Genomic DNA, 25,133 nt, shown 5'->3' on the forward strand with positions numbered 1-25,133 from the left:
CAGGGCGGGCTGGTACGACGTGGGCGTTCCCTAGTACGACTTGGGCAGGCCCAGGGTCTGGTGGGAGACGTAGTTGAGGATCATCTCCCTGCTCACCGGGGCGATCCGGGCGACCCGCGCCGCCGTGATGAGCGTGGCGAGCCCGAACTCGCGCGTGAGGCCGTTGCCGCCGAGGGTGTGGACGGCCTGGTCGACGGCCTTCACGCAGGCCTCCCCGGCGGCGTACTTGGCCATGTTGGCGGCCTCGCCCGCGCCCATGTCGTCACCGGCGTCGTAGAGGTGCGCGGCCTTCTGCGTCATCAGGCGGGAGAGTTCGAGGTCGATGTGGGCCTGGGCGAGGGGGTGGGCGATGGCCTGGTGGGCGCCGATGGGGGTCTTCCAGACGGTGCGTTCGCGGGCGTAGTCGAGGGCGCGGGAGAGGGCGTAGCGGCCGATGCCGATACCGAAGGCCGCCGTCATGATGCGCTCGGGGTTGAGTCCGGCGAAGAGCTGGAGGAGGCCCGCGTCCTCGTCGCCGACGAGCGCCTCGGCGGGCAGCCGTACGTCGTCGAGGGTCAGCTCGAACTGCTTCTCGGTGGCGTGCAGTTCCATGTCGAGCTGTCGCCGCTCGAAGCCGGGGGTGTCGCGCGGGACGATGAACAGGCACGGCTTGAGCTTGCCGGTGCGGGCGTCCTCGGTGCGGCCGACGATCAGGGTGGCGTCGGCGATGTCGACGCCGCTGATGAAGACCTTGCGGCCGGTGAGGAGCCAGTCGCCGGTGGCGCCGTCGCGGCGGGCGGTGGTGGTGATGCGGTGGCTGTTGGAGCCGGCGTCGGGTTCGGTGATGCCGAAGGCCATCAGGCGGGTGCCGTCGGCGATGCCGGGGAGCCACGTCTGCTTCTGTTCGTCGGTGCCGAAGCGGGCGATGACGGTGCCGCATATCGCCGGGGAGACGATCATCATCAGCAGGGGATTGCCGGCGGCGCCCATCTCTTCCAGGACGAGGGAGAGTTCCGTGACACCGCCGCCCCCGCCTCCGTACGCCTCCGGCAGGCTGACGCCGAGGTAGCCGAGCTTGCCGGCCTCCTGCCAGAAGTGCCTGCTCTCGGCGGGGCCGGTGGCGCGGGGGTGGCTCCGGGCGAAGGCCGATACCGCTTCGCGGAGTGCCTTGTGCTCGTGGGATTCGAGGAGGGTGGTCATCACTGTGCTCCTTCGGGTGCGGGCTTCGTCGTGGCTTGTCGCGCTCGCGCGGCGGAGCCGCATGTCCCATGCAGCCCCGCGCCCCTCAGCTCTCTTCCACCACCGCCAGCAGAGAGCCCACCGCGACCTGTTGGCCGGGTACGGCGTGCAGGTGCGTCAGCGTGCCCGTGGTCGGGGCCGTGATGTGGTGTTCCATCTTCATCGCCTCCAGCCAGAGGAGGGGCTGGCCCGCCTGTACGGCGGAGCCCTCCGTGAGGCCCTCCGCGACGCGGACGACCGTGCCGGGCATGGGGGCCAGGAGGGAACCGGGGGCGTGCTGGGTGGCGGGGTCGGGGAAGCGGGGCGGGACGGTGAGGGCGGTGGTGTTGACGTGGACGCGGTCGCCGTAGCGGGCGACCTCGTAGCGGCGTCGTACGCCGTCGGTCTCGAGGACGACCAGGCGGGCGTCGGCGTGTACGACGCGTACGCCGTCCGCCGCGAGGCCGGTGCGGGTGTGGTGGTAGCGGACCTCGTGTTCCTCGCCCGCGAGGACATACCGCTTGACCTGGGGTTGCGAGGGCAGGTTGCGCCAGCCGCCGAAGCGGCCCGGGTGGGCGCTCGCGTCGGCGAGGGCGGCGGCGAGCGGGGCGAGGGGGTCGGGGGCGGCCTCGGTGAGTGAGGCCAGGTGGCGGTCGTAGAAGCCGGTGTCCATGCGGGCGGAGGTGAACTCCTCGTGGCGCAGGGAGCGGACGAGGAGGTCGCGGTTGGTGACCGGGCCGTGGATCGCCGCCCGTTCCAGGGCGCCGGCGAGGCGGCGGACGGCCTCCGCGCGGGTGGGCGCGTGGGCGACGGCTTTGGCGAGCATCGGGTCGTAGTGGACGCCGATGTCGTCGCCGTCGGTGTAGCCGGTGTCCAGGCGGATGCCGTCGGGCACGGTGAGGCGGTGCAGGCGGCCGGTCTGCGGGGCCCAGCCGTGCGCGGAGTCCTCGGCGTACAGGCGCGCCTCGACGGCGTGTCCACGCGCGCGTGGCGGGTCCTTTTCGAGGGCGTGGCCCTCGGCGACGCGGAGTTGGAGGGCGACGAGGTCCACGTCGAAGACCGCCTCCGTGACGGGGTGTTCGACCTGGAGGCGGGTGTTCATCTCCAGGAAGTGGGCCTTCCCCTCGGCGACGAGGAACTCGACCGTTCCGGCGCCGACGTAGTCGACGGCGCGGGCGGCGCGTACGGCCAGGTCGTGGAGTTCGGCGGTGAGTTCCGGGGTCAGGCCGGGGGCGGGGGCCTCCTCGATCACCTTCTGGTGGCGGCGCTGGAGGGAGCAGTCGCGGGTGCCGAGCGCCCAGACCGTGCCGTGGGTGTCGGCGAGGATCTGCACCTCGACGTGGCGGCCGTCCTCGACGTACGGCTCGACGAAGACCTCGCCGTCGCCGAAGGCGCTCGCCGCCTCCGCGCGGGCGGCGGTCAGCTCGGCGTCGAGGTCGGCGAGACGCCGTACGACGCGCATGCCGCGTCCGCCGCCGCCCGCCGCGGCCTTCACCAGCACGGGCAGGTCGGCCTCGGTGACCTCGCCCAGGGGGGCGATGCCCATCAGCTCCTTGGCGCGGGTCTTGGACGCCATCGCCTCGATGGCCTCCGGCGGCGGCCCGATCCAGGTCAGCCCGGCGTCGAGGACGGCGCGGGCGAAGCCGGCGTTCTCGGAGAGGAAGCCGTAGCCGGGGTGGACGGCGTCGGCGCCGGCGGCGAGCGCGGCCTTCACGATCAGGTCGCCGCGCAGGTACGTGTCGGCGGAGGCGGCGCCCGGCAGGCGTACGGCCGCGTCGGCCACGCGCGCGTGGAGGGCGTTCTCGTCGGCGTCCGAGTGCACGGCGACGGTCCGGATTCCGGACTCGCGGCAGGTGCGGAAGATCCGGCAGGCGATCTCGCCGCGGTTGGCGACGAGGACGGTACCGATCACGGTGTTTGCCTCGCTTGTCACAGTGGTGGCCACAGTGGGTTCTCTCACATCCGGAAGACGCCGAAGCCGCCGCGCGCGCCCTCGTAGGGGGCGGTGTGGAGGGCGGACAGGCACAGGCCGAGGACGGTGCGGGTGTCGCGCGGGTCGATGACGCCGTCGTCGTAGAGCCGCCCGGAGAGGAACTTGGGCAGCGACTCGGACTCGATCTGCTGCTCCACCATGGCGCGCAGCGCGGCGTCGCCCTCGTCGTCGTACGGCTGCCCCTTCGCGGCGGCCGACTGGCGGGCGACGATGGACAGGACGCCGGCGAGCTGCTGCGGGCCCATGACGGCGGACTTGGCGCTGGGCCAGGCGAAGAGGAAGCGCGGGTCGTAGGCGCGGCCGCACATGCCGTAGTGGCCGGCGCCGTAGGACGCCCCCATGAGGACGGACAGGTGCGGGACGCGGGAGTTGGAGACCGCGTTGATCATCATGGCGCCGTGCTTGATGATGCCGCCCTGCTCGTACTCCCTGCCGACCATGTAGCCGGTGGTGTTGTGCAGGAAAAGGAGCGGGATGTCGCGCTGGTTGGCGAGCTGGATGAACTGGGCGGCCTTCTGGGACTCCTCGCTGAACAGCACCCCTTGGGCGTTGGCGAGGATGCCGACCGGGTAGCCGTGCAGGCTCGCCCAGCCGGTGGTCAGGCTCGTCCCGTACAGCGGCTTGAACTCGTCGAAGTCGGAGGCGTCGACGATCCGGGCGATGACCTCGCGCGGGTCGAAGGGGACCTTGAGGTCGCCGGGGACGATGCCGAGGAGTTCCTCCGGGTCGTACTTGGGCGGCTCGGCCGGTGCCGGATCGGCGTACGCCTTGCGGTGGTTGAGGCGGGCGACGACGCGGCGGGCCTGGCGGAGGGCGTCGGGCTCGTCCAGGGCGAAGTGGTCGGCGAGACCCGAGGTGCGGGCGTGCATGTCGGCGCCGCCCAGCGACTCGTCGTCGCTCTCCTCGCCGGTGGCCATCTTGACCAGGGGCGGCCCGCCGAGGAACACCTTGGCGCGCTCCTTGACCATGATGACGTGGTCGGACATGCCGGGGATGTAGGCGCCCCCGGCCGTCGAGTTGCCGAAGACGACGGCGATCGTCGGGATGCCGGCCGCCGACAGCCGGGTGAGGTCCCGGAAGATCGCGCCGCCCGGGATGAAGATCTCCTTCTGGGAGGGCAGGTCGGCGCCGCCGGACTCCACCAGGCTGACGCAGGGCAGCCGGTTGGCGAGCGCGATGTCGTTGGCGCGCAGGGCCTTCTTCAGCGACCAGGGGTTGCTGGCGCCGCCGCGCACGGTGGGGTCGTTGGCGGTGACCAGACACTCGACGCCCTCGACGACGCCGATGCCTGTGACGAGGGAGGCGCCGACCGTGTACTCGCTCCCCCAGGCGGCCAGCGGGGACAGCTCCAGGAAGGGCGTGTCGGGGTCGAGGAGCAGCTCGATGCGCTCGCGGGCGAGGAGCTTGCCGCGCCCCCGGTGCCGGGCCACGTACTTCTCGCCGCCGCCCGCCAGCGCCTTGGCGTGTTCGGCGTCCAGGTCGGCGAGTTTCGCGAGCATGGCCTCGCGGTGCGCGCGGTGGTCGGGGGCGGCGGGGTCGAGGGCGGAGGCGAGGACGGTCACGGGAGGACCTCCGGGGGGTACGGCGGGACGGTCACAGCAGGACCTCCGGGATGTCCAGGTGGCGGGCGCGCAGCCATTCGCCGAGCGCCTTGGCCTGCGGGTCGAAGCGGTGCTGGGCGGCGACGCCCTCGCCGAGGATGCCCTCGACGACGAAGTTGAGGGCGCGCAGGTTGGGCAGCGGGTGCCGGGTGACGGGCAGGTCGCGGGTCTCGGGGAGCAGTTCCCGGAAGCGGTCGGTGGTCAGTTCGTGCGCGAGCCAGCGCCAGGCGTCGTCGGTGCGCGCCCAGACGCCGACGTTGGCGTCCCCGCCCTTGTCACCGCTGCGGGCGCCGGCGACGCGGCCGAGGGGGGCGCTGCGGGCGGGACCCGGTGGGAGCGGCGGCGGCAGGGGCGGTTCCGGTACGTCCGTCAGTACGGCGGTGTCCTGGGTGCCCGGCACGGGGACCCGGCGCCCGTCGTGGAGGACGGCCACGTGATCCACGGTGTTCCGGGGGACGTGGACGGCCTCGAAGACGCCGTAGGGCGCGCCCTTTCCGGGGGGCGCCAGCACATGGAAGCCGGGGTAGCTGGCGAGGGCCAGTTCGACGGCGGCGCCGCTCAGCGCCCGCCCCACGACCTGCTGGTCGGCGTCGCGGACGACGAGCCGGAGCAGGGCGCTGGCGCTCTCCTCGGTCGGCGCGTCGGGCCGGTCGGTGCGGACCAGGTCCCAGCGGACGTCGGCGGCCTTGCCGAGCGCGGGTTCCAGCTGCGTGCGGACCAGCGCGGCCTTGGCCTCGACGTCGAGGCCGGTGAGGACGAAGGCGACCTCGTTGCGGAAGCCGCCGAGGCGGTTGAGACCGACCTTGAGGGTGGGCGGCGGCGCCTCGCCCCGCACGCCCTCGACGCGGACGCGGTCGGGGCCGTCCCGGGTGAGCCGTACGGTGTCCAGCCGGGCGGTGACGTCGGGTCCCGCGTACCGGGCGCCGCCCGTCTCGTACAGCAGTTGGGCGGTGACGGTGCCGGTGTCGACGAAGCCGCCGGTGCCGTCGTGCTTGGTGATGACCGAGGTGCCGTCGGCGTGGATCTCGGCGAGGGGGAAGCCGGGCCGCCGTACGTCGCCGTCCTGGAAGAACGCGTAGTTGCCGCCGGTCGTCTGCGCCCCGCACTCCAGCAGGTGCCCGGCGACGACCGCGCCCGCGAGCCGGTCGTACTCCGTGGGGGCCCAGCCGAAGTGCGCGGCGGCGGGCCCGGTGACCAGGGCGGCGTCGGTGACGCGTCCGGTGACGACGACGTCGGCGCCCGCGCGCAGGCACTCCGCGATGCCGAAGCCGCCGAGGTAGGCGTGCGCGGCCAGGGTCCCCGGGTGGGCGGCGGTGAGGTCGTCGCCCTCGACGTGCGCGACCCGTACGGGGATGCCGAGGCGGCCGGCGAGGGCGCGTACGGCGTCGGCGAGTCCGGCGGGGTTGAGTCCGCCGGCGTTGCTGACGATCCTGACGCCCCGGTCGTGGGCGATTCCGAGGCACTCCTCCAGTTGCCGCAGGAAGGTGCGGGCGTACCCGGCGTCCGGGTTCTTGAGCCGGTCGCGGCCCAGGATGAGCATGGTCAGCTCGGCGAGGTAGTCGCCGGTGAGGACGTCGAGGGCGCCGTCGGTGAGCATCTCGCGCATGGCGTCGAAGCGGTCGCCGTAGAAGCCGGAGGCGTTGCCGACGCGCACCACGCTCACCTGGCCGCCCCCTTGGGCTTCCGCCCGGCTCCCGGTGGTCCGGCGAAGGCCTGGGCGATGTCCAGCCAGTGGTCGGCGTCCGGGCCTTCTGCGGTGAGGGCGAGGTCGGCGCGGTGGGCGCGCTGGGTGGCGAGCAGGCAGAAGTCGAGCGCGGGGCCGGTGACGCGCTGCGGGGCGTCCTCGGGGCCGTACGCCCAGAGTTCGCCGCCCGGGCCGGTGAGTTCGACGCGGAACTGCTCGGCGGGCGGGGTGAGTCCGTGGGCGGCGTAGGCGAAGTCCCGGGCGCGGACGCCGATGCGGGCGACGTGCCTGAGGCGGTCGGTCGGCGGGCGCACGACGCCGAGCGCGTCCGCGATGTCCAGGCCGTGCGCCCAGGTCTCCATCAGGCGGGCGGTGGCCATGGAGGCGGCGGCCATGGGCGGGCCGTACCAGGGGAAGCGGGCGCCGGGTGCGGCGGCGCGCAGTGCCCCGTCGAGGGCGGTCCGGCCCTCCCGCCAGGCGGCCAGCAGCTCGTCCGGATCCTGCCGGGCGCCCTCCTCGGCACCGTCGTCGACGTACCGGTCGGGCGCGGCGAGGGCCTGCTCCACCAGCCCCCGGAAGCCGTCCTCGTCGGTGACGGCGAGCAGGGCGGCGCGGTCGGTCCAGGCCAGGTGCGCGACCTGGTGCGCGACCGTCCAGCCGGGCGCGGGGCTGGCGATCCGCCACTCCCCGGGCTCCAACCGGGCCACCAGCGCGTCGAGTTCCTCACTCTCCTCGCGCAGATCGTCGATCACGGGCGTCGGGTCGGACACGATCGCTCCCCTCGGGCACGGTGGTGCGCGGCGCGGTGTGGGGGGAGCATGGCAGGGGGTTCAGAAACAATCAAGCACGCTTGCTGGATTTCTGTCGGACGGCAGTCCGTGGCGGCGCGATCGCTCGACGACCCCGTACCGGCCCGTCAGGAGAGGGGGTCGGGGGCTACTTGCCAGATGGTGACGAGCTTCGAGCGTGGTGTGACCATGTAGACGAAGAAGCCTCCACCGACGAACGCGTGCTCGGCCCCTCGTCCGCGCCCTGGAAGGCGGGTCCGTGCAGGTGGAGCGCTTCCGCGGCTCGGACGAGTTCGTCGGCCTTCTTCTCAACCGCCGAGAGGAACTCCGCCGGGGCCCCTGCCGCCACGGTCTCCTCGTCGGGCACGTACTCCCACCGCCAGGTCACTCCGCGCGCACCGCTTCGGCCGCCTCGCGGTACAGAGTGCTTGCCGTGATCAGATGCGCCCGGGCCTCGTCCGGCGTGGGCGCGACCCGGGCGAGGTACTCGGCGCGGTGATATGCCTTGGCCACGGCCGGATGACGCTCGATCTCGATCAGGGCGGCCCAGTGCCAGAGGTATGCGTGGACCGGCTTGAGGGAACCGCCGTCCACGGCGTCCGCCAGCGCCTGGTCCTTCGCACGGTCGTAGGCCGTCAGCAGTTCGGGGGCCACGACCGCGTAAGCGGCCCGCAGGGCGCCCGGTGTGCGCTCCGGGCGTGGAATCAGTGGTCGGTCGCCGATGGCCTCGGCGTGCTGGAGACCCATGCTGCCGCTTCCTTCGTGTCCCCGGCGGACGGACCGGACGGACGCCGGACCCGGGGTGCCGGGTGCGGGGTGGTACGGGGCACGAGCCCGACTCTAGTCCCACCCGCACCACGTCGCGGCACGGTCGGGAAACCCGCGCCCGCCCTCTACTGGCCGTCGGCCCCCGGCCCCGGCAACTGCCGCTTCGCGCGGCTCCCCCGGCCCACCTGGGTCCGCACCGCGCCCATGCTGGCCGCGATCACCAGGGCGATGGCCGCGGACTGGGTGGCGGAGAGAGCCTGGTCGAGGATGAGGAAGCCGGCCGTGGCGGCGATGGCGGGTTCCAGGCTCATCAGGATGGCGAAGGTGGGGGCGGGCAGGCGGCGCAGGGCGAGGAGTTCGAGGGTGTAGGGGAGGACGGAGGAGAGCAGGGCGACCCCGGCGCCCAGCGCGATCGTGGCCGGGTCCAGGAGCTTGCCGCCCGACTCGGCGATGCCCAGCGGCAGGAACAGCAGCGCGCCGACCGCCATCGCGAGCGCCAGCCCGTCGGCCTGCGGGAAGCGGCGCCCGGTGCGTGCGCTGAAGACGATGTACGCCGCCCACATCACGCCCGCCCCGAGCGCGAAGGCGGCACCGGCCGGGTCGAGGCCCTCGAAGCCGCCGCCGCCGAGCAGGAAGACGCCGGCCAGGGCGAGCGCAGCCCAGACCAGGTTGACCGCGCGGCGGGAGGCGACGACGGACAGGGCGAGCGGGCCGAGGACCTCCAGGGTGACGGCGGGGCCGAGGGGGATGCGGTCGACGGCCTGGTAGAAGAGGCCGTTCATGCCGGCCATGGCGATGCCGAAGACGACGACCGTGCCCCAGTCGGCGCGGGAGTGCCCGCGCAGCCGGGGCCGGCAGATCAGCAGCAGTACGACGGCGGCGACGGCCAGCCGCAGGGTCACCACGCCGAGCGCCCCCGCCCGGGGCATCAGGGTCACCGCGAGCGCTGCCCCGAACTGCACGGAGAGGCCGCCGGCGAGGACCAGGCCGACCGGGCCGAGGGAACCCCGTCGCCCGCCCGGCACGGACTGATGGCCGGTGGCGGGCGCCGCCTCCGCGCCGGCCACGGGGGCGGCGGCGGGGGACGGGGTGCTGGGGGTGCTCACGGTGGCTCCGGGTAGTCGGCAGTAGGTCCGGGGAGGAGGCTGGACACGAGATGGTGCATCACACTGTACGTCACGGTGCACAGCAATGGACCACGTCAGGCGCATGACCCCGCCACGCAACTGTCGCGAGCGGGGAGGGTCGCTGTCAACGGACTTCCGGCATGTGGGCGGACTCGCCCGAAGGACCGTGTCGGCGAGGAGGTAGCGTCCGCACCGTGAGACGACTCGTTGCCCGCCTCTGGCGCCTGCTGCGCCCCGTTCAGAGCCGTGTGATGTGGCTCCTGCACACCAAGTACGTCGTCGGCGTGACCGGCGTCGTGCGCGACGACGAGGGTCGGGTCCTGCTGCTGAAGCACCGGATGTGGCCGCCGGGCCGCCAGTGGGGTCTGCCGAGCGGCTTCGCGCGCAAGGGCGAGGACTTCCGGGAGACGGTCGTCCGCGAGGTGAAGGAGGAGACCGCCCTCGACGTGGAGGTGGGCCGCCTGGTCATGCTCAACAGCGGCCTGCGCACCCGGCTCGAAGTGGCCTACGAGGCCCGGCTGCTGGGCGGCGAACTCCGCATCGACCCCTTCGAGATCCTGGAGGCCCGCTGGTGCCGCCCCGACGAGCTGCCCGAGGACAGCCAGCCGGTGTGCGGTCCGCTGGTGCGGGGCGAGACGGCGCCCTGAGGAATCTCGCGGGCGGTGTCGAAAGCGGGGGCTCCCGATCGACGCACGGGTGAAGGCAGTACACCCCACGACCCGCCCCCGACCCGAGGAGCGCCCCCATGACCGTCACCGCGGACTTCGCCATCACCCTCGACGGCTACGTCGCCGGCCCGAACGTCTCCCGCGACAACCCCGGGGGCGACGGCGCCGAGCGCATCTTCGACTGGATCCACACCCTGGCGAGCTGGCGGGAGCGCCAGGGCCTGACCGGCGGGGACGAGAACCGCGACTCCGAGCTGGTCCGCGAGTGGTTCGACGCCACCGGGGCGGTGGTGATGGGCCGCACGATGTACGACCTGGGCGAGGAGTTCTGGGGCGACAACCCGCCCTTCCGCACCCCGGTCTTCGTCCTCACCCACCGCCCCCGCCCCACCCTGGTGAAGGAGGGCGGCACCACCTTCCACTTCGTCACCGAGGGCTTCCGCAGCGCCCTGGAGCGGGCCGAGGCCGCCGCCGGCGACCGGAACGTCGACATCGCGGGCGGCGCGGACACCGTGCGGCAGTACCTCGCGGCGGGGCTCGTCGAGGAGCTCCAGCTGCACGTGGTGCCCGTCCTCCTCGGCGGCGGGCTGCGGCTCTTCGAGGGGCTGGGCGACGCGGGGCGGCGCGACCTCGAACAGGTCGGGGCGGTCGAGACGCCCCTGGCGGCGCACCTGAAGTACCGCTTCGTGAAGTGACGTGCGGGAAGATCCGCAGGTCAGCCCATGCTCTTGGCGCCGTCCAGGGACTCGCGGATGATGTCGGCGTGGCCGGCGTGCTGGGCGGTCTCGGCGATGACGTGCATCAGCACGCGGCGGGCCGACCAGTGCGCGTCGGCCTCGAACCAGGGGGCCTTCGGCAGTGGCTGTGTGGCCCCCAGGTCGGGCAGGGCGGCGACCAGCTCGTCGGTCCTGCGGGCGGTCTCGGCGTAGTCGGCCAGCACACCGGCCAGCGTGTCGCCGGGCAGCATCCGGAACTCGTCGGCCCGCTGGGCCCAGTCGGCCTCGGTCATGGCCGTGAAGTCCCCCATCGCGGACGGGCCTTCCAGGATGAAGTCCGCCCAGCCCCTCTCCACCGAGGTCACGTGCTTGATCAGACCGCCGAGGCACAGCTCACTGGCGGTGGGCCGCAGGCCGGCCTGCTCATCGGTGAGGTCACGGGTGGTGAAGCGCAGGAAATGCCGGTGCTTGGCCAGCATCTCCAGCAGGTCGGCGCGCTCGCCGGTGGCGGCCGCGTCGCGGGTGGTCGGGGCGCCGGTGAGGGTCTCTTCGAAGGGCATGGTCCATCTCCGTCTTCCGGTGTTCCTGCTCCGTCGGTGAGACCACGCTACGGGGGATGTAGGTCGGATCAGGTCCTAGATCGAGGTGCCGGGACGGACGCCCGATGGCCTAGTGGGCGATCCCCGCGCCTCCCATCAGCAGGCCAAGCCCTTCCGTGTCGTCGAAGTCGTCCGCGGACAGCCGGACCGCGCCCTCGGTCGCGGGCCCCTCGGCCGTGCCGGGAAGCACCCACCCGGCGCCGTCGACCGTGTCGCTGCCCGGAGCGGTCACCACGAGGTCCGCGTGGCCGTCGCCGTCCAGGTCGGTGAGGCCGAGGGAGGTGCCGAAGTCGGCCCTGCCCTCCGGGTCGGCGCCGAAGTCGGCCCCGTCGAAGAGGCGGGCGCCCGCGCCGCCGAGTCCGTCCGGACCGCCCGCCAGGAACACCACCTGCTCGGGACCGGGCTTCCCGTAGATGTCCCACCGGGGCGCGCCGGCGACCACGTCCGCGTACCCGTCGCCGTTGACGTCGCCGACGTCGAGGGGGGCGAGGACGGCGTCCTCGTCCTGGGGTTCCTCGCCGGGCACGCCCGGGGTGTCGCGGTCCACGGTCGTCGTCCGCTCGCCCGGCCCGGACTCCGAGCCGTACACGACCGTCACCGAGCTGCGGCTCGCGTCGCCGCCCCGGGGGGTGAGGACGAGGTCGCCGAAGCCGTCGCCGTCCACGTCGCCGATGGCCCCCGTCCCGGCGTCGGGGAGGCGGAGGCCCCGCGGCTGCGTGAAGCCGTCCCGGCCGCCGTGCAGGTAGCTCACGGGTCTGACCTGCTCGGACCAGGGGCCCTCGGGGTCCGGGTCGGCGTTGTGGAAGCTCACCAGGTCGTCGACGCCGTCGCCGTCGAGGTCCCCGGCGACGAGGTCGCCGTAGTTGGCGTTGCCGACCTCCGGCGCGGGCCTGCGCGGGGCGGGGACGTGGTCCGTCCCGGCCGGGGTACCGTCGCGCCGGAAGGGGCCCTTGAGCAGACCCTTGTCGGAACCGAGCCCGAAGACCAGGTCGGGATGCCGGTCCCCGTCGAAGTCACCGGCGGCGAGCTGCTCGTCCAGGAGAGGGTCGTTGTCCCAGGCGACGTGGCTGCCGTCGGTGCCGGGCACGCGCGTGGCGCCGGCCAGCCCGTTCTCCGACCCCCACACGATGATCACGCTCGGCTTCCAGTCGAAGACGGCGGTGGCGAGGTCGGTGTACCCGTCCCCGTCGAAGTCCCGGGCCACCACGTCCGTCCCGAAGAACGCCTCGTCGCGGTTGTTCCCGGGGATCCCGGGGTCGTCCTGCGTGAGGTACTGGCACCGTCCGACCCGCGTCCCGTCCCCCGTCCCGTAGGCGACCTCGATACTCCCGCCGCCGCTCCCGCCCTCGACACTGCCGCCGGAACCGAAGGCGAGGTCGGGGCTGCCGTCCCCGTCGAAGTCGGCCGGGGGCACGGTGCCCTTCTGCGCGGGGCGCTTCGTGGCGGGCGCGGTGTTCTCCGACGCGGGCCGTCCAGACGCGGGCCGTCCCGACGCGGCCGCGGTGGCGGGCGCGGTGGCGAGCGCGGCGCCCTCCCCCGAGGCCCGGCACGCGTACGGCGCGGCGACGCCCGCCGGCTCCCCGCCGACGACCACCACCCCCACGACGACACCCACCGCGACGACACCGGCGACACCGGCGATCAGCCACGTCCGCCTGCCGACGCGCCGCCGCGGGGTGCCGTCCTGATCATCCGAACCGTCCATACGAATGATCACGCACCGGCGGCGGCACGCGGTTCCGATCACCCGTCGGGCGCCGGACCGAGGCCCGCGCGGTCACTCCTCCCCCAACCCCTCCGCCAGCACCTCCGCCAAGTGCCGCCCCCGCACCCCCGCCAACTGCTCCAACTGCGTGCGGCACGAGAAGCCGTCCGCCAGGACCACCGCGCCGTCCGGGGCCTCGCGCACCGCGGGGAGGAGCCGGTCCTCCGCGCAGGCGGCCGAGACCTCGTAGTGGCCCTTCTCGAAACCGAAGTTGCCGGCGAGACCGCAGCAGCCGCCGGTCAGTTCGCCGGTCAGGCCCGCCGCCTCGCGCAGGCGGCGGTCGGGGGCGTCGCCCAGGACCGCGTGCTGGTGGCAGTGGGTCTGACCGGTGACCGGGCGGTCCACGGCGGGCGGGGCCCAGTGGGGGGCGTGGCGTTCCAGGGCCTCCGCGAAGGTCAGTACGCGGGCGGCGAGCCGAGCCGCCCGGGGGTCTTCGTGGAGCAGCTCCGGGAGGTCCGTGCGCAGGGCGGCGGCGCAGCTGGGTTCCAGGACGACGACCGGCGCCGACGTCTCCAGCACCGGGGCCATCAGGTCCAGCGTGCGCCGCATCACCACGCGGGCCTGGTCCAGTTGGCCCGTCGACACGTACGTCAGTCCGCAGCAGACCCGGCCCCGGCGGGTCCACAACAGCGCCGCCGACGACATCGACGTGCCGTCGCCCACCGGGGCGCGTCCCCGCAGCGCCGGTGGCAGCGCCACCCGCAGCCCCGCCGCCTCCAGTACCCGTACGGCCGCCCGGCCCACGGAGGGCGAGAGGTGTTCGGTGAAGGTGTCGGGCCAGAGGACGACCAGGTCGCCCGTCCGCCCGGGGTCCGCCGCGCGCCCGCGCCACCAGCGGGTGAACGGCTCGCGGGCCAGGCGGGGCAGGTCCCGCTCGGCAGCGATGCCGCCCAGGCGTTTGGCCACGGCCGCCAGCGGGCCGACGGAGGCGAGCGCGTTGACGACCGGCGCCACCCGCACCCGCGCCGCCCAGCGCAGCCACACCGGCAGCCTGCCCATCGCGTAGTGGGCGGCGGGGCGACGGCGCCCGGCGTAGTGGTGGTGCAGGAACTCCGCCTTGTACGTGGCCATGTCGACCCCGACCGGGCAGTCGGAGCGGCAGCCCTTGCAGGACAGGCACAGGTCGAGCGCGTCGCGGACCTCCGTCGACCGCCAGCCGTCCGTCACCAGCTCGCCCGCGAGCATCTCGTGCAGCAGGCGGGCGCGTCCGCGGGTGGAGTGCTCCTCCTCCCCGGTCGCGCGGAAGGACGGGCACATGACGGACGAGCCGGCCGCCGACGTCGTACGGCACTTGGCGACCCCCACGCAGCGTCGTACCGCCGCCGAGAAGTCACCGCCGTCGGACGGGTAGCCGAACTCCACGTCCACCGGCTCGCGCGGCAGGACGGAGAAGCGGAGGTTGGTGTCCAACGGCGCCGGGCGGACCAGCATGCCCGGGTTGAGGAGGTCGTCCGGGTCCCAGACGGCCTTCGCGCGTTCGAAGAGGGCGACCGTCTCCTCCCCGTACATCCGCGGCAGCAGCTCCGCCCGCGCCTGCCCGTCCCCGTGTTCGCCGGAGAGCGAGCCCCCGTGCGTCACGACGACGTCCGCCAGCTCCTCCGAGAAGCGGCGGAAGCGCGCGACGCCCGCGTCCGTCAGCAGGTCGAAGTCGATGCGTACGTGGATGCAGCCGTCGCCGAAGTGGCCGTACGGTGTGCCGCGCAGACCATGCGAGGTCAGCAGCGCCCTGAAGTCGCGCAGGTAGGCGCCGAGGCGGGCCGGGGGCACCGCGCAGTCCTCCCAGCCGGGCCACGCCTCCGCCCCGTCCGGCATCCGCGTGGCCGTACCGCTCGCGTCCTCCCGTACCCGCCACAGCGTCCGCTGCTCCGCCGGGTCGGTCACCACGCGCGCGTCGACGACGTCGGCCGCCCGCACGATCGCCTCCGCACGCGCGCGTGCCTCCGCCCCCGAGTCGCCGCCGGTCTCCACGAACAGCCAGGCCCCGCCCCGGGGCAGCCCCTCGGTGGACGGCACCAGGTCGGCCGCCATGCCCTCCACCGTCAGCGGGCCGTACGGCAGCAGCCCGGCCGCCGCCTCCGCCGCCCCGGCCTCGTCGGCGTAGCCCAGCACCGCCAGCGCACGCGCGCGCGGGGCCTCGACCAGCCGCACGGACGCCTCGGTCAGCACGCCCAGCGTGCCCTCGGAGCCGCAGAAGGAGCGGGCGACGTCCGCGCCCCGCTCCGGCAGCAGCGCGTCCAGCGCGTAGCCGGAGATGCGGCGGGGGAGGTCGGGGAAGCCGGTGCGCAGACGTGCCAGGCCGCCGTCCACGAGGTCGCGCAGGCCGTCCGGCGCCCCGGCCCACTCCTGCCCGAGCCGGAGCCGCTTCCCGTGCGCGGTGAGCACCGTCAGCTCGCGCACGCTGTCCGCCGTCGTGCCCCACGCCACCGAGTGGGAGCCGCACGAGTTGTTGCCGATCATGCCGCCGAGCGTGCACCGGCTGTGGGTGGAGGGGTCGGGGCCGAAGCGCAGGCCGTGCGGGGCGGCGGCGTCCTGGAGGCGGTCGAGGACCAGGCCGGGCTGGACCACGGCCGTCCGCGCCTCCGCGTCGAGGGAGACCAGCCGGTTCATGTGCCGGGTGAAGTCCACCACCACGCCCGTGCCGGTCGCCTGCCCGGCGATCGACGTGCCGCCGCCCCGCGCGACGACCGGCACCCCGTGCTCCCGGCACACCCCCAGCACGGCCGCCACGTCGTCGGCGTCTCTGGGCGCCACCACGCCGAGCGGGACCCTCCGGTAGTTGGACGCGTCCATCGTCGTCAGCGCGCGGGAGGTGACGTCGAACCCGACCTCGCCGCGGACGGCCCTGCGCAGTGCTGCCTCCAGATCGGTCATGTCATCCAGCATGGGCTCTTGTGGTTCGCTACAGGTCCGCAAGGCGGAGATCTCGTCTCATCGGACGGACATGGCTTCGCCCGGTTTGGCCGACGGGATACCCTCCGGCACGTGGCTGAGATCCAGATTCCTGCTGACATCAAGCCCGCGGACGGTCGATTCGGCGCGGGCCCCTCCAAGGTGCGGGTGGAGGCGCTGGACGCCCTGGCCGCCACCGGTACGTCCCTCCTCGGCACCTCCCACCGACAGGCTCCGGTCAAGAACCTGGTCGGCAAGGTCCGCGAGGGCATCCGCGAGCTGTTCCGGCTCCCCGACGGCTACGAGGTGATCCTCGGCAACGGCGGCTCCACCGCGTTCTGGGACGTCGCGACGCACGGCCTGATCGAGAACAGGTCGCAGCACCTGAGCTTCGGCGAGTTCTCGTCCAAGTTCGCCAAGGCCGCGAAGCTCGCGCCCTGGCTGGCCGAGCCGACGGTCGTCTCCTCCGACCCGGGCACCCACCCCGACGCGCACGCCGAGGCCGGTGTGGACGTGTACGCGTTCACCCACAACGAGACCTCGACCGGCGTCGCCATGCCCATCAAGCGGGTCGCCGGCGCCGACGAGGGCTCCCTGGTGCTGGTCGACGCGACGTCCGGCGCGGGCGGTCTGCCGGTCGACATCGCCGAGACCGACGTGTACTACTTCGCCCCGCAGAAGTCCTTCGCCTCCGACGGCGGCCTGTGGATCGGCGTCTTCTCCCCGGCCGCGATCGAGCGCGCCGAGCGGGTCCACGCGTCCGGCCGCCACGTCCCGGAGTTCTTCTCCCTCCCGACGGCGATCGACAACTCCCGCAAGAACCAGACGTACAACACCCCGGCCCTCGCCACGCTCTTCCTGCTGGGCGAGCAGCTGGACTGGATGAACGGCCAGGGCGGCCTGGACTTCACCACCGGCCGCACCAAGGACTCCTCGACCCGCCTCTACTCGTGGGCGGAGGAGGCCAAGTACGCCACCCCGTTCGTCTCCGACCCGGCCAAGCGCTCGCAGGTCATCGGCACCATCGACTTCGCCGACGACATCGACGCCGCCGCCGTCGCCAAGGTGCTGCGCGCCAACGGCGTCGTCGACACCGAGCCGTACCGCAAGCTGGGCCGCAACCAGCTGCGCGTGGCGATGTTCCCGGCGATCGACCCGGCGGACGTCGAGGCACTCACGAAGTGCGTCGACTACGTGATCGACAAGCTGTAACGGCTTCTCCGGCACGTACGACGACGGAGGGCGCCCGGCGGATCAACCGCCGGGCGCCCTCCGCGCATCCGTACGCTCCGCTCTACCCCTCGCCGAACAACTCCTCGGCGTGTGCCGCGCTCAGGGAGCGGTCGAGCCAGGTGCCCAGCACGTCGAGGTCGGTGCAGTCGGTGACCCGCTCCCGGACGGAGTCGGAAACCTCGATACCCCGCACTTCGAGGATGTGCAGGATGTCCTCGGCCTTGCCCTCAGCCTTGCCCTCGCTCTGACCCTTGGCTCGGCCTTCGAGCCAGGACTCCTCGACGATCGTGTTGCTGCCCGGAAAGTTCGGGGTGTAAGTGGCCATCAGATGCCTCCAGTAGTCACGACCCGGGCCCTCACCCAGCCCGATTTCGACGATCTCCGCCCAGTCCACACGGTCCACGTCCCCGCCCTCGTCCGTCCCGCTGCTGCCCGTGGACCCGGACTTTTCGGCGTCGTCCGCCACTCCTGACGCCAGCGCGTCCAGTATGGCAGTCAGCCCCGGATCCCTGGCGTACGCGAGCGCGGAGAAGACGGCGACTCCAAGGTCCCGGGCCGCCTCGTCCGCCTCGGTGATCACGGGAAGGGTGCCCGGCCCCAGGACCAGCGGGAAGACGACCATGCTCGTGTGGAAGCCGCGACCGACACGGATCGGTTCCGCCGCCCACGACGCGGTCGCCTTGTCCTTGCAGACCACCAGAAGGAAGGGCGGCAACCGGTACTTGGCGTAGAGGTGCGCCAAGTAGTACGTCCAGCTGTTGTGCTTGTCCGGATCCGGCTTGCCCTGCGACTCGACGGCGAGCACGAAGCCGCCCTCCTAGTGAAATTGCCGCGCACCGAACCGCGAGAAGGCCCAGGATGGCGGGCATGGCCCTGACGACTCCCGTGCTGCACACCGCCCGCCTGCGCCTGCGGCCCTTCGCCGCCGACGACGCGGACGCCCTCTTCGCACTGCACAGCAACACCCGCGTGATGCGTTTTTGGGACTCCCCACCGTGGACCGACCGGGCGCGCGGTGAGCTGTTCGTCGCGCGGTCCGGAAGGATGGCGGAGGAAGGTACCGGCGCGCGGGTGGCGATCGAGCGCTCCGCCGACGGGGCCTTCGTCGGCTGGTGCTTCCTGGGCGAACGGAACGCGGACTTCCGCAGCGCGTCGATGGGTTACTGCCTCGAAGAGGCGATGTGGGGCCACGGCTACGCGACGGAGGCCGCGCACGCCCTGCTGCGGTGGGGCTTCGACACACTCGACCTGAACCGGGTCCAGGCCGAGGCCGACACGCGCAACGCGGCATCGGCCCGGGTCCTGGAGAAGATCGGCTTCGTACGGGAGGGGACGCTGCGCGAGGACTGCGTCGTGAACGGCGACGTGTCCGACACGTGGGTGTACGGACTGCTCCGGCGCGAATGGCGGTCGGCGCCCGCACCCGTCCCCTCCCGCTGAGGGACCGCACCCCGCCGGTGCCTACCGGCTCAGCCGCCGGAACCGCCGTACCGCCAGCGGCAGGAAGACCGCCGTCAGGATCACCGGCCACACGACCGCCATCAGCAGCGCGTGCTGCTCGATCCACGTGTCGCCACCGCCGACCGGGGTGCCGAAGAGGTCGCGGGCGGCCGCCGCCGTGGAGGAGATGGGGTTCCAGGCGGCCACCCAGCCCAGCCAGTCGGGCATGAGCTGCGGGGCGACGAAGATGCTGGAGATCATCGTCAGCGGGAACGCCACCGCGAACAGGCCGCCCGCCGCCTCCGGGTTGGGGACGAGCAGGCCCAGCCACACGCCGATCCAGATCAGCGCGAACCGAAGCCACAGCAGCAGCCCGAACGCGGCGAGGAAGCCCCAGCCGCCGTCCGGGCGCCAGCCCATGGCCATCGCCGTCAGCATCATGATGGCCAACTCGGCGCAGGCGGCCAGCAGGTCGGTGACGCCGCGTCCGGCCACCACCGCGGAGGAGGCCATCGGCATGGAGCGGAAGCGGTCGATGACGCCCTTGGTGGAGTCGTAGACGACGAGCGTCGCGGTGTTGATGAACCCGAACGCCATGGTCATCACGAACATGCCCGGCATCAGGAAGTCCTTGTAGTCCCCGCCGCCCGGCACCGTCATCGCGCTGCCGAAGACGTAGCCGTACAGGAGGACGGAGAGGATCGGGAAGCCCAGCTGCCAGGCGATGTTGACGGGCTGGCGCTGGTAGTGGAGCAGGCCGCGGCGGACGAGGTTGCCGCAGTCGGCGAGCAGCCAGTACAGACGCCCGCGACCGCCGGTCTCCCCAGTCGTCAGGTCGAGGGCGCTCATGCGGTCACCATCTCCTTCTCCGCACGATCCGTGCGATCCACACGATCCGTGCGATCCGTGCGGTGTCCGGTCAGGCGCAGGAACACGTCGTCGAGGCTCGGCCTGCGCAGCCCGATGTCCTCCACCGCGACGCCCTCGTCCTGGAGGGTGCGCGCCACCTCGGTCAGCGCGGACACCCGGTCGGCGACCGGGGCGTGCACGCGCAGCGTTTCCTCGTCGGCCTCGGGCTCGCCCTCGCAGACCCGGGCGACCACCTTCACCGCCCTTGCCAGGTCGGCCCGTTCGGCGACCACGACCTCGACACGGTCGCCGCCGACCAGGTTCTTCAGGCCGTCCGGGGTGTCGTCGGCGATGGACCGGCCCTGGTCGATGACGGTGATGCGGGAGGCCAGCTTGTCGGCCTCCTCCAGGTACTGCGTGGTCAGCAGCACGGTCGTGCCGCCCGCCACCAGGGCCCGCACCGATTCCCAGACCTCGCCCCGGCTGCGGGGGTCGAGGCCGGTCGTCGGCTCGTCCAGAAACAGGACGGACGGGGCGAGGATCATCGACGCGGCGAGGTCCAGGCGGCGCCGCATGCCGCCGCTGTACTTGCCGACGCCCCGGTCGGCGGCGTCGCTCAGGTCGAACTGGTCCAGCAGCTCGACGGCGCGGGCGCGGGCCCGGCGGCCGCCGAGGTGGAACAGGCGCCCGAACATCTCCAGGTTCTGCCGGCCGGTGAGCACCTCGTCCACCGCCGCGTACTGGCCGGTCAGGCCGATCCGGGCGCGCACCTCGCGCGGCTGCCGGGCGACGTCGAGGCCGGCCACCTCGGCCCGGCCCCCGTCCAACCGGATCAACGTGGACAGGATGCGTACCGCCGTGGTCTTGCCCGCGCCGTTCGGCCCGAGCAGGCCGTGCACGGTGCCCTCGCGGACGGCCAGGTCGAAGCCGTCGAGGGCGTGCTTCTCGCCGTAGCGCTTCTCCAGGCCCTCGGCGCGAACCGCGTGTCCGTCGCTCATGGGTCCCCCTCTCACTCGCCAACTGAGTACACCGTACCCGATTACGCGTACGCCGTACCCAGTTTTTTTCCGCGGCCCTAGACTGACCCCATGGCGAGCGGCACGGAGACCAGCGGCAGCGGCGACATCGCCCGCACCCTCGAACTGTTGTGGGACACCGGCCCGCGCCCCAGCCGGGGGCCCAAGCCCGGCCTGACGCTGGAGCGGATCGTGGAGGCCGCCGTCGAGGTCGCGGACCGGGAGGGGCTCGGCGCCCTCTCGATGCGCCGCATCGCCACCGAGCTGGGCACCGGCACGATGTCCCTGTACCGCTACGTCCCCGGCAAGAGCGAGCTGCTCGACCTGATGCTGGACCGCGTGCAGCGCCCCTCGGAGAACCCCGCCGACCTCGGCGACGGCGACTGGCGCTCGGCACTGCACGCCCTCGGCCACGCCACGCTCGCCCTCTACCGCCGCCACACCTGGCTGCTGGAGGTCAACAATTCCCGCCCGATCCTCGGCCCGAGCGCGCTGGACGGCATGGAGAAGGTGCTCACCCGGATCAAGCCGATGGGGCTGACCGACCCCGAACTGCTGTCGGCCATCCTCCTGATCGACGGGTACGTCATCGGGGCCGCCCGGACCCAGGTGTACGCGGAGGAGGCCGAGCGCACTTCGGGGCTCACCGACGCGCAGTTCTGGGCGGCGCAGGAACCCATGATGGTGAAGGCCATGACCAGCGGGCGCTACCCCGTCCTCGCCGGGCTGTCGGAGGACACCTTCGGCCCCGGCTTCGACCACTTCGAGTTCGGTCTGCAGCGCATCCTGGACGGTCTCGAGGTCTTCGCGGCCGCCCGGAGAGCCGCACCGGTCCCCGCCACGGACACCGGCTCCGACTGCTCAGCGCCGCCGGAACAGCCGTCGTAGCCCGAACAGCGCGAGGCACGCGACGACCAGCCCGGCCGCCCCGACCTTGAACGTGTCCCCGCCCGGGACACCCCACCCGTCGCCGCCCCCGCCCGAGGCGTCGGAGCCGCCCCCGCCCGCCCCGTCACCCGCGCCGGGCGCGTCCTGGGCCTTGACCGGGCTGCTCGCGCCCTCCATGCCCAGCAGCAGCTTCACGCCGTCGGTGGTGTAGGTGACGGACTCGCCCTGCCCGAGGGGCACGCTGATCCGGTCCTTGCGCTGGATCTTCCCGCCGTTCCAGTCGTACCAGATGCCCCCGAGGTAGCCGCGCACAGCGAGCGACTTCCCGTCCGGGGAGAACGCGGCGTCGGTGGCCCAGAGGTCGACGGGGACGGTGGGCCTGAAGACGTTGGTGCCGGAGGCGGAGAGCTTCGCCGGGCCCTCGTAGAGGTGCCCGCCGTCCTCGTTCTTGTCGATGAGGTAGACCCGCCCGGTCTGCGGGTGGACGGCCATCGACTCCGCGTCCCGGGCGCCGTCCGCGTACTTCACGACGTACTGCGTCGCCTTGACGGTCTGGTCCTTCAGTTCCTTCGGCTCGGGCAGCTCGTAGATCCACACGTACGGCCAGGTGCCGCCGAGGTTGTCCCCGATGTCGCCGACGAAGATCCTGTTGCCCGGCCCGACCGCGATCGCCTCGACGTCGCGGGGCTTGCCGACGCCGGAGAGGGCGACGCGGGCGACGGTCTCGCCGGTGGCGCCGTCGACGGCGTACAGGTAGGGCCCGTTGTCCTGGTCGTTGTGCGTCCAGTAGACGCCCGGGTGGAGGCGGGAGGCGGCGAGGCCGCTGGACTCGGTGATGCGCGGGTCCTTGATCGTGAACCCCTCGCTCCCGGCAACGCCGTCGGCTGCGGAGGCGGGCACGGCGAACGCGCCCGCGAGGAGGGCCGCGGCGAGGAGGGCGAGGGGTCGGCGCATGCGCCAAGCCTGCCATCCCGCGCGGGCGTTCACGCGGGCGGTCACCCTGGGTGGCCGGGCTCACATCCCGGGTGGTCGGGGTCACGTCGCGCCGGCCGGACCGATCGTCCATGATGAGCGGATGCTCAGGTTCATGTTCGTCGGTGACTCCATGACGATCGGAAGCGCCGGCGAACACACGTGGCGCTACCGGCTGTGGCAGCACCTGTGCGCCTCGTACGGCCGCCCCTTCACCTGCGTCGGCCCGCGCGAGACGCTGCACGACCAGGTGACGGACGCCCCCACCTCGTACGCCTACGCCGAACCCGGCTTCCCGCGCGCCCACCTGGCCGGCTGGGGCGAGGGCTGGCACCACATGACACCGCTGATCGCCGAGACGGTACGGGAGTACCGCGCGGACGTGCTCCTGGTCTCCCTGGGCCTCATCGACCTCGGCTTCTACACGAACGCGGAGCAGACCGCCGACAACGCCCGCGCCTTCGTCGCCGAGGCCCGCTCGGCCAACCCGCGCGTGCGCATGGCCGTGATGCCGGTGCTGCACAACATCCGGGTGGACGCGGACCCCACCTTCGCCGGGCAGGTCCACCGCTTCAACGAACTCCTCGCCAAGACCGTCGCCGAACTCGACGAGCCGCGCTCCTCCCTGCTGCTCGTCCCGCCGCCCGCGGAGTACGAGTTCCACGCGGACACGTACGACGGCACCCACCCGAACGAGAGCGGCGAGCACCGGATCGCGGCGGCGTTCGCCGAGGCGATGGACGAGGGGTGGGGACTCGGCGGGCCCTACTCGGCCGCCGCGTAGACCACCGCGGGCACCCGACCCACCCCCCCTACCCGGGTACCACTGACGACCTGGCTCCCCAGGGTGACGCCACGCCCCCGGCCGTCTTCCTATCCTCCTGTCCGTCACGCCGGACGCTTCGGAGGGAGGAGGAACCGACGCCGTGCACCTGTCCGGACGCCGTCCCGCCCCGCATAGGCTGGTGCCCATGACCTCAGTCGAGGAGGGTCGCCCTCGCGCGCTGCTCGCGGGGGCTTCGCGGTGGTGGGTACGGCTGCTGCCGTGGGCCGTGGCGTTCGTGCTGTCCGTCGCCCTGCTGCCCACCACCATCGTGGTCCTCACCGCCGACTACGGTCTGGGCGGCGGCCTCGCGAGCGCGCTGGCCGTCGCACAGGCGGCGCCGCTGCTGCTCGCCGTCGCACACCCGCTGCGGGCCTGGTACGTGATCTTCGCCGCGGACGTGGCCGGGGCGCTGGCCCTGCTCACCGTCGACTTCGAAGCGCGCCTGCTGTGGCCGTTCCCGCCCATGGGGATCGTCGGGTACATCGGCCTGTGCCTCGCCCTGGGCCTGCGCGAGCGGCGCCGGACGCTGCTGCTGGTGTGGCTGGCGACGGCGGCCGCCAACGTCGGCCTGGGCTTCGCGGCACCCCACGGCTTCGGCGCCAAGGGCCTGTTGCTCACCATCCTCGGCGGCGTCGCGCTCCTGCTGGGCGGTGTGCTGCGCGAGCGGCACGAGGTGCAGCGCAGGCTGGCCGAGCAGGAGACGATCAGCGAGGCCGAGCGGGGGCGGCGGACGCTGCTGGAGGAACGTGCCCGCATCGCGCGCGAGCTGCACGACGTGGTGGCGCACCACATGTCCGTCATCACGGTGCAGGCGGACACCGCGGAGTACCGCCTCGCGACGCTGCCGCCGGACGTGCGGGAGGAGTTCACCTCCATCGCGGCGACCGCGCGGGAGTCGCTCGGCGAGATGCGGCGGCTCCTCGGCGTGCTGCGCAACGAGGAGGCACACGGCGAGCTGGTGCCCCAGCCGGGCCTCCCGCAGATCGCGCAGCTGGTGGAGGCGACGGCGAGGACCGTCGGGCCGGTGGAGTTCACCCCCTGCGACGCCGAGGTGCCGGAGGCGGTGGGCCTCTCGGCGTACCGGATCGTCCAGGAGGCCCTCGCGAACGTCGTACGGCACGCGCCGGGTGCCGCGACGCGGGTGTCGCTGTCGGTGTCGGAGCCGGTCGCGGACGGCGGCGGCCGGCTCACCGTCCTGGTCGTCAACGGGCCGCCGCCGGAGCCGCCCGCCGCGCCGCTCGAGGTGGGCGGCACCGGGCACGGCCTGGTCGGCATGCGCGAGCGGGTACGCATCATCGGCGGCACCCTCGACGTGGGGCCGCTGCCGGACGGCGGGTTCCGGATCGCCGCCCGACTCCCTTTGACCGAAGAGGACTTCACATGACCACGCGCGTCATGATCGTCGACGACCAGGCCATGGTGCGGGCCGGTTTCGCCGCGCTGCTGGCCGCACAGGCCGACATCGACGTGGTGGGCGAGGCGCCCGACGGCGCACAGGGCGTCGAGCTGAGCCGGCGCACCCGGCCCGACGTCGTGCTGATGGACGTCCGCATGCCCGAGATGGACGGCCTGGAGGCCGCACGCCGCCTCCTGTCGCCCCCGCCGGGCGTCACCCACCGGCCGCGCGTCCTGATGCTGACCACCTTCGACGTCGACGACTACGTGTACGAGGCGCTGCGGGCGGGCGCGAGCGGCTTCCTGCTGAAGGACGCGCCGCCCGCCGACCTCATCGCGGCGGTACGCGTCGTGGCCTCGGGCGACGCGCTGCTCGCCCCCTCGGTGACGCGCCGCCTGATCGCGGACTTCGCCCGGCAGCGCCCCGCCGCCCGGGGCAAGCCCGCGCTGCGCCTGAAGGCCCTCACGGAACGCGAGACCGAGGTCCTCACCCTGGTGGCCCGCGGCCGGTCCAACACGGAGATCGCCCAGACGCTGGTACTGGCCGAGCAGACCGTGAAGACCCACGTGAGCCGCGTCCTCACCAAGCTCGACCTGCGCGACCGCGCCCAGGCGGTGGTCTTCGCATACGAATCGGGGCTGGTGGCGCCGGGCGAGTGACCTCCGGCAGGTCCCGTTCCCCTCCTGCTCCCTCCTCCGCCACCCCCTACCCCGGTAGC

At 73.3% G+C, this 25,133-nt stretch carries 22 protein-coding genes; 8 read left to right on the plus strand and 14 right to left on the minus strand.

The window, feature by feature from the left end:
- Positions 1-30 precede the first annotated feature (30 nt).
- The 7 genes from OIE75_RS16460 to OIE75_RS16490 form a co-directional block, all read right to left on the minus strand.
- On the minus strand, positions 31-1,179 hold the full coding sequence (locus tag OIE75_RS16460) for an acyl-CoA dehydrogenase family protein (protein WP_307013174.1): 1,149 nt from the start codon (positions 1,177-1,179) through the stop codon (positions 31-33).
- An 85-nt stretch (positions 1,180-1,264) separates the two neighbouring features.
- On the minus strand, positions 1,265-3,109 hold the full coding sequence (locus OIE75_RS16465) for an acetyl/propionyl/methylcrotonyl-CoA carboxylase subunit alpha (protein ID WP_329471333.1): 1,845 nt from the start codon (positions 3,107-3,109) through the stop codon (positions 1,265-1,267).
- A 44-nt stretch (positions 3,110-3,153) separates the two neighbouring features.
- Entirely contained in the window at positions 3,154-4,752 is a 1,599-nt protein-coding gene (locus OIE75_RS16470; protein WP_329471334.1) for an acyl-CoA carboxylase subunit beta, read from the minus strand.
- Between the two features lie 31 nt (positions 4,753-4,783).
- Complete coding sequence (locus OIE75_RS16475; RefSeq protein WP_329471335.1) at positions 4,784-6,454, minus strand: acyclic terpene utilization AtuA family protein; 1,671 nt, start codon at positions 6,452-6,454, stop codon at positions 4,784-4,786.
- Entirely contained in the window at positions 6,451-7,245 is a 795-nt protein-coding gene (locus tag OIE75_RS16480) for a TIGR03084 family metal-binding protein (protein WP_329471336.1), read from the minus strand. The genes OIE75_RS16475 and OIE75_RS16480 overlap by 4 nt, the downstream gene beginning before the upstream one ends.
- A gap of 402 nt (positions 7,246-7,647) precedes the next feature.
- Positions 7,648-8,010: a DUF6247 family protein gene (locus OIE75_RS16485; protein WP_329471338.1), complete on the minus strand. Its 363-nt coding sequence runs from the start codon at positions 8,008-8,010 to the stop codon at positions 7,648-7,650.
- Between the two features lie 146 nt (positions 8,011-8,156).
- Positions 8,157-9,137, minus strand: a complete 981-nt coding sequence (locus tag OIE75_RS16490; protein WP_329471339.1) for an EamA family transporter — start codon at positions 9,135-9,137, stop codon at positions 8,157-8,159.
- A 215-nt stretch (positions 9,138-9,352) separates the two neighbouring features.
- Here OIE75_RS16490 and OIE75_RS16495 point away from each other — a divergent pair, with 215 nt between their 5' ends.
- Positions 9,353-9,805 carry an NUDIX hydrolase gene (locus OIE75_RS16495; protein ID WP_307013187.1) on the plus strand — a complete coding sequence of 151 codons (453 nt, stop codon included), beginning with the start codon at positions 9,353-9,355 and terminating at the stop codon, positions 9,803-9,805.
- Positions 9,806-9,903: 98 nt separating this feature from the next.
- Positions 9,904-10,521: a dihydrofolate reductase family protein gene (locus OIE75_RS16500; RefSeq protein ID WP_329471340.1), complete on the plus strand. Its 618-nt coding sequence runs from the start codon at positions 9,904-9,906 to the stop codon at positions 10,519-10,521.
- Positions 10,522-10,541: 20 nt separating this feature from the next.
- Here OIE75_RS16500 and OIE75_RS16505 read toward each other — a convergent pair whose 3' ends face one another.
- From OIE75_RS16505 to OIE75_RS16515, 3 genes are all read right to left on the minus strand, one after another.
- Positions 10,542-11,102: a DinB family protein gene (locus OIE75_RS16505; RefSeq protein WP_329471342.1), complete on the minus strand. Its 561-nt coding sequence runs from the start codon at positions 11,100-11,102 to the stop codon at positions 10,542-10,544.
- A gap of 109 nt (positions 11,103-11,211) precedes the next feature.
- Complete coding sequence (locus OIE75_RS16510) at positions 11,212-12,846, minus strand: VCBS repeat-containing protein (RefSeq protein WP_329471343.1); 1,635 nt, start codon at positions 12,844-12,846, stop codon at positions 11,212-11,214.
- Between the two features lie 72 nt (positions 12,847-12,918).
- Positions 12,919-15,777 carry an FAD-binding and (Fe-S)-binding domain-containing protein gene (locus OIE75_RS16515; protein ID WP_329471344.1) on the minus strand — a complete coding sequence of 953 codons (2,859 nt, stop codon included), beginning with the start codon at positions 15,775-15,777 and terminating at the stop codon, positions 12,919-12,921.
- Positions 15,778-15,888: 111 nt separating this feature from the next.
- Here OIE75_RS16515 and serC point away from each other — a divergent pair, with 111 nt between their 5' ends.
- Entirely contained in the window at positions 15,889-17,007 is a 1,119-nt protein-coding gene (gene serC, locus OIE75_RS16520; RefSeq protein WP_307013199.1) for a phosphoserine transaminase, read from the plus strand.
- Between the two features lie 82 nt (positions 17,008-17,089).
- Here the strand turns inward: serC and OIE75_RS16525 are convergent, their stop codons facing one another.
- A complete protein-coding gene (locus OIE75_RS16525) occupies positions 17,090-17,833 on the minus strand; it encodes a hypothetical protein (RefSeq protein WP_329471345.1) in 744 nt (247 codons plus the stop codon).
- A 62-nt stretch (positions 17,834-17,895) separates the two neighbouring features.
- On the opposite strand from OIE75_RS16525, the gene OIE75_RS16530 reads away from it, so the two are divergent.
- Positions 17,896-18,468 (plus strand): GNAT family N-acetyltransferase, encoded by a 573-nt coding sequence (locus OIE75_RS16530; protein ID WP_329471346.1) that lies wholly within the window; start codon positions 17,896-17,898, stop codon positions 18,466-18,468.
- A 21-nt stretch (positions 18,469-18,489) separates the two neighbouring features.
- Here OIE75_RS16530 and OIE75_RS16535 read toward each other — a convergent pair whose 3' ends face one another.
- Together OIE75_RS16535 and OIE75_RS16540 are read right to left on the minus strand one after the other, a co-directional pair.
- A complete protein-coding gene (locus tag OIE75_RS16535) occupies positions 18,490-19,317 on the minus strand; it encodes an ABC transporter permease (RefSeq protein WP_307013205.1) in 828 nt (275 codons plus the stop codon).
- Positions 19,314-20,315, minus strand: coding sequence for an ATP-binding cassette domain-containing protein (locus tag OIE75_RS16540; protein WP_329471347.1), 1,002 nt, complete (start codon positions 20,313-20,315; stop codon positions 19,314-19,316). Before OIE75_RS16540 ends, OIE75_RS16535 begins: the two co-directional genes overlap by 4 nt.
- 90 nt (positions 20,316-20,405) lie before the next feature.
- On the opposite strand from OIE75_RS16540, the gene OIE75_RS16545 reads away from it, so the two are divergent.
- On the plus strand, positions 20,406-21,221 hold the full coding sequence (locus tag OIE75_RS16545; RefSeq protein ID WP_329471348.1) for a TetR/AcrR family transcriptional regulator: 816 nt from the start codon (positions 20,406-20,408) through the stop codon (positions 21,219-21,221).
- Here OIE75_RS16545 and OIE75_RS16550 read toward each other — a convergent pair.
- Entirely contained in the window at positions 21,195-22,175 is a 981-nt protein-coding gene (locus OIE75_RS16550; protein ID WP_329471349.1) for a WD40 repeat domain-containing protein, read from the minus strand. The genes OIE75_RS16545 and OIE75_RS16550 overlap by 27 nt on opposite strands.
- A 121-nt stretch (positions 22,176-22,296) precedes the next feature.
- Here OIE75_RS16550 and OIE75_RS16555 point away from each other — a divergent pair, with 121 nt between their 5' ends.
- The 3 genes from OIE75_RS16555 (at position 22,297) to OIE75_RS16565 (ending at position 25,074) form a co-directional block, all read left to right on the plus strand.
- Positions 22,297-22,977 carry a GDSL-type esterase/lipase family protein gene (locus tag OIE75_RS16555; protein ID WP_307013213.1) on the plus strand — a complete coding sequence of 227 codons (681 nt, stop codon included), beginning with the start codon at positions 22,297-22,299 and terminating at the stop codon, positions 22,975-22,977.
- Positions 22,978-23,164: 187 nt separating this feature from the next.
- Positions 23,165-24,403: a sensor histidine kinase gene (locus tag OIE75_RS16560; protein WP_329471350.1), complete on the plus strand. Its 1,239-nt coding sequence runs from the start codon at positions 23,165-23,167 to the stop codon at positions 24,401-24,403.
- Entirely contained in the window at positions 24,400-25,074 is a 675-nt protein-coding gene (locus OIE75_RS16565) for a response regulator (RefSeq protein ID WP_307013217.1), read from the plus strand. The genes OIE75_RS16560 and OIE75_RS16565 overlap by 4 nt, the downstream gene beginning before the upstream one ends.
- The last annotated feature ends 59 nt before the right edge of the window (positions 25,075-25,133 follow it).

Origin of the sequence: Streptomyces sp. NBC_01723 (assembly GCF_036246005.1) — a bacterium.
In the GTDB taxonomy this organism is placed as follows: Bacteria; Actinomycetota; Actinomycetes; order Streptomycetales; family Streptomycetaceae; genus Streptomyces.

What these genes read in the sequence shown, in the direction of transcription:
- OIE75_RS16560 (WP_329471350.1), top strand. Translation starts at nt 23,165, where the DNA reads ATGACCTCAGTCGAGGAGGGTCGCCCTCGCGCGCTGCTCGCGGGGGCT.
- OIE75_RS16555 (WP_307013213.1), top strand. Translation starts at nt 22,297, where the DNA reads ATGCTCAGGTTCATGTTCGTCGGTGACTCCATGACGATCGGAAGCGCC.
- OIE75_RS16565 (WP_307013217.1), top strand. Translation starts at nt 24,400, where the DNA reads ATGACCACGCGCGTCATGATCGTCGACGACCAGGCCATGGTGCGGGCC.
- OIE75_RS16540 (WP_329471347.1), bottom strand. Translation starts at nt 20,315, where the DNA reads ATGAGCGACGGACACGCGGTTCGCGCCGAGGGCCTGGAGAAGCGCTAC.
- OIE75_RS16550 (WP_329471349.1), bottom strand. Translation starts at nt 22,175, where the DNA reads ATGCGCCGACCCCTCGCCCTCCTCGCCGCGGCCCTCCTCGCGGGCGCG.
- OIE75_RS16535 (WP_307013205.1), bottom strand. Translation starts at nt 19,317, where the DNA reads ATGAGCGCCCTCGACCTGACGACTGGGGAGACCGGCGGTCGCGGGCGT.
- OIE75_RS16510 (WP_329471343.1), bottom strand. Translation starts at nt 12,846, where the DNA reads ATGGACGGTTCGGATGATCAGGACGGCACCCCGCGGCGGCGCGTCGGC.
- OIE75_RS16545 (WP_329471348.1), top strand. Translation starts at nt 20,406, where the DNA reads ATGGCGAGCGGCACGGAGACCAGCGGCAGCGGCGACATCGCCCGCACC.
- OIE75_RS16515 (WP_329471344.1), bottom strand. Translation starts at nt 15,777, where the DNA reads ATGACCGATCTGGAGGCAGCACTGCGCAGGGCCGTCCGCGGCGAGGTC.
- OIE75_RS16530 (WP_329471346.1), top strand. Translation starts at nt 17,896, where the DNA reads ATGGCCCTGACGACTCCCGTGCTGCACACCGCCCGCCTGCGCCTGCGG.
- OIE75_RS16485 (WP_329471338.1), bottom strand. Translation starts at nt 8,010, where the DNA reads ATGGGTCTCCAGCACGCCGAGGCCATCGGCGACCGACCACTGATTCCA.
- OIE75_RS16500 (WP_329471340.1), top strand. Translation starts at nt 9,904, where the DNA reads ATGACCGTCACCGCGGACTTCGCCATCACCCTCGACGGCTACGTCGCC.
- OIE75_RS16460 (WP_307013174.1), bottom strand. Translation starts at nt 1,179, where the DNA reads ATGACCACCCTCCTCGAATCCCACGAGCACAAGGCACTCCGCGAAGCG.
- OIE75_RS16505 (WP_329471342.1), bottom strand. Translation starts at nt 11,102, where the DNA reads ATGCCCTTCGAAGAGACCCTCACCGGCGCCCCGACCACCCGCGACGCG.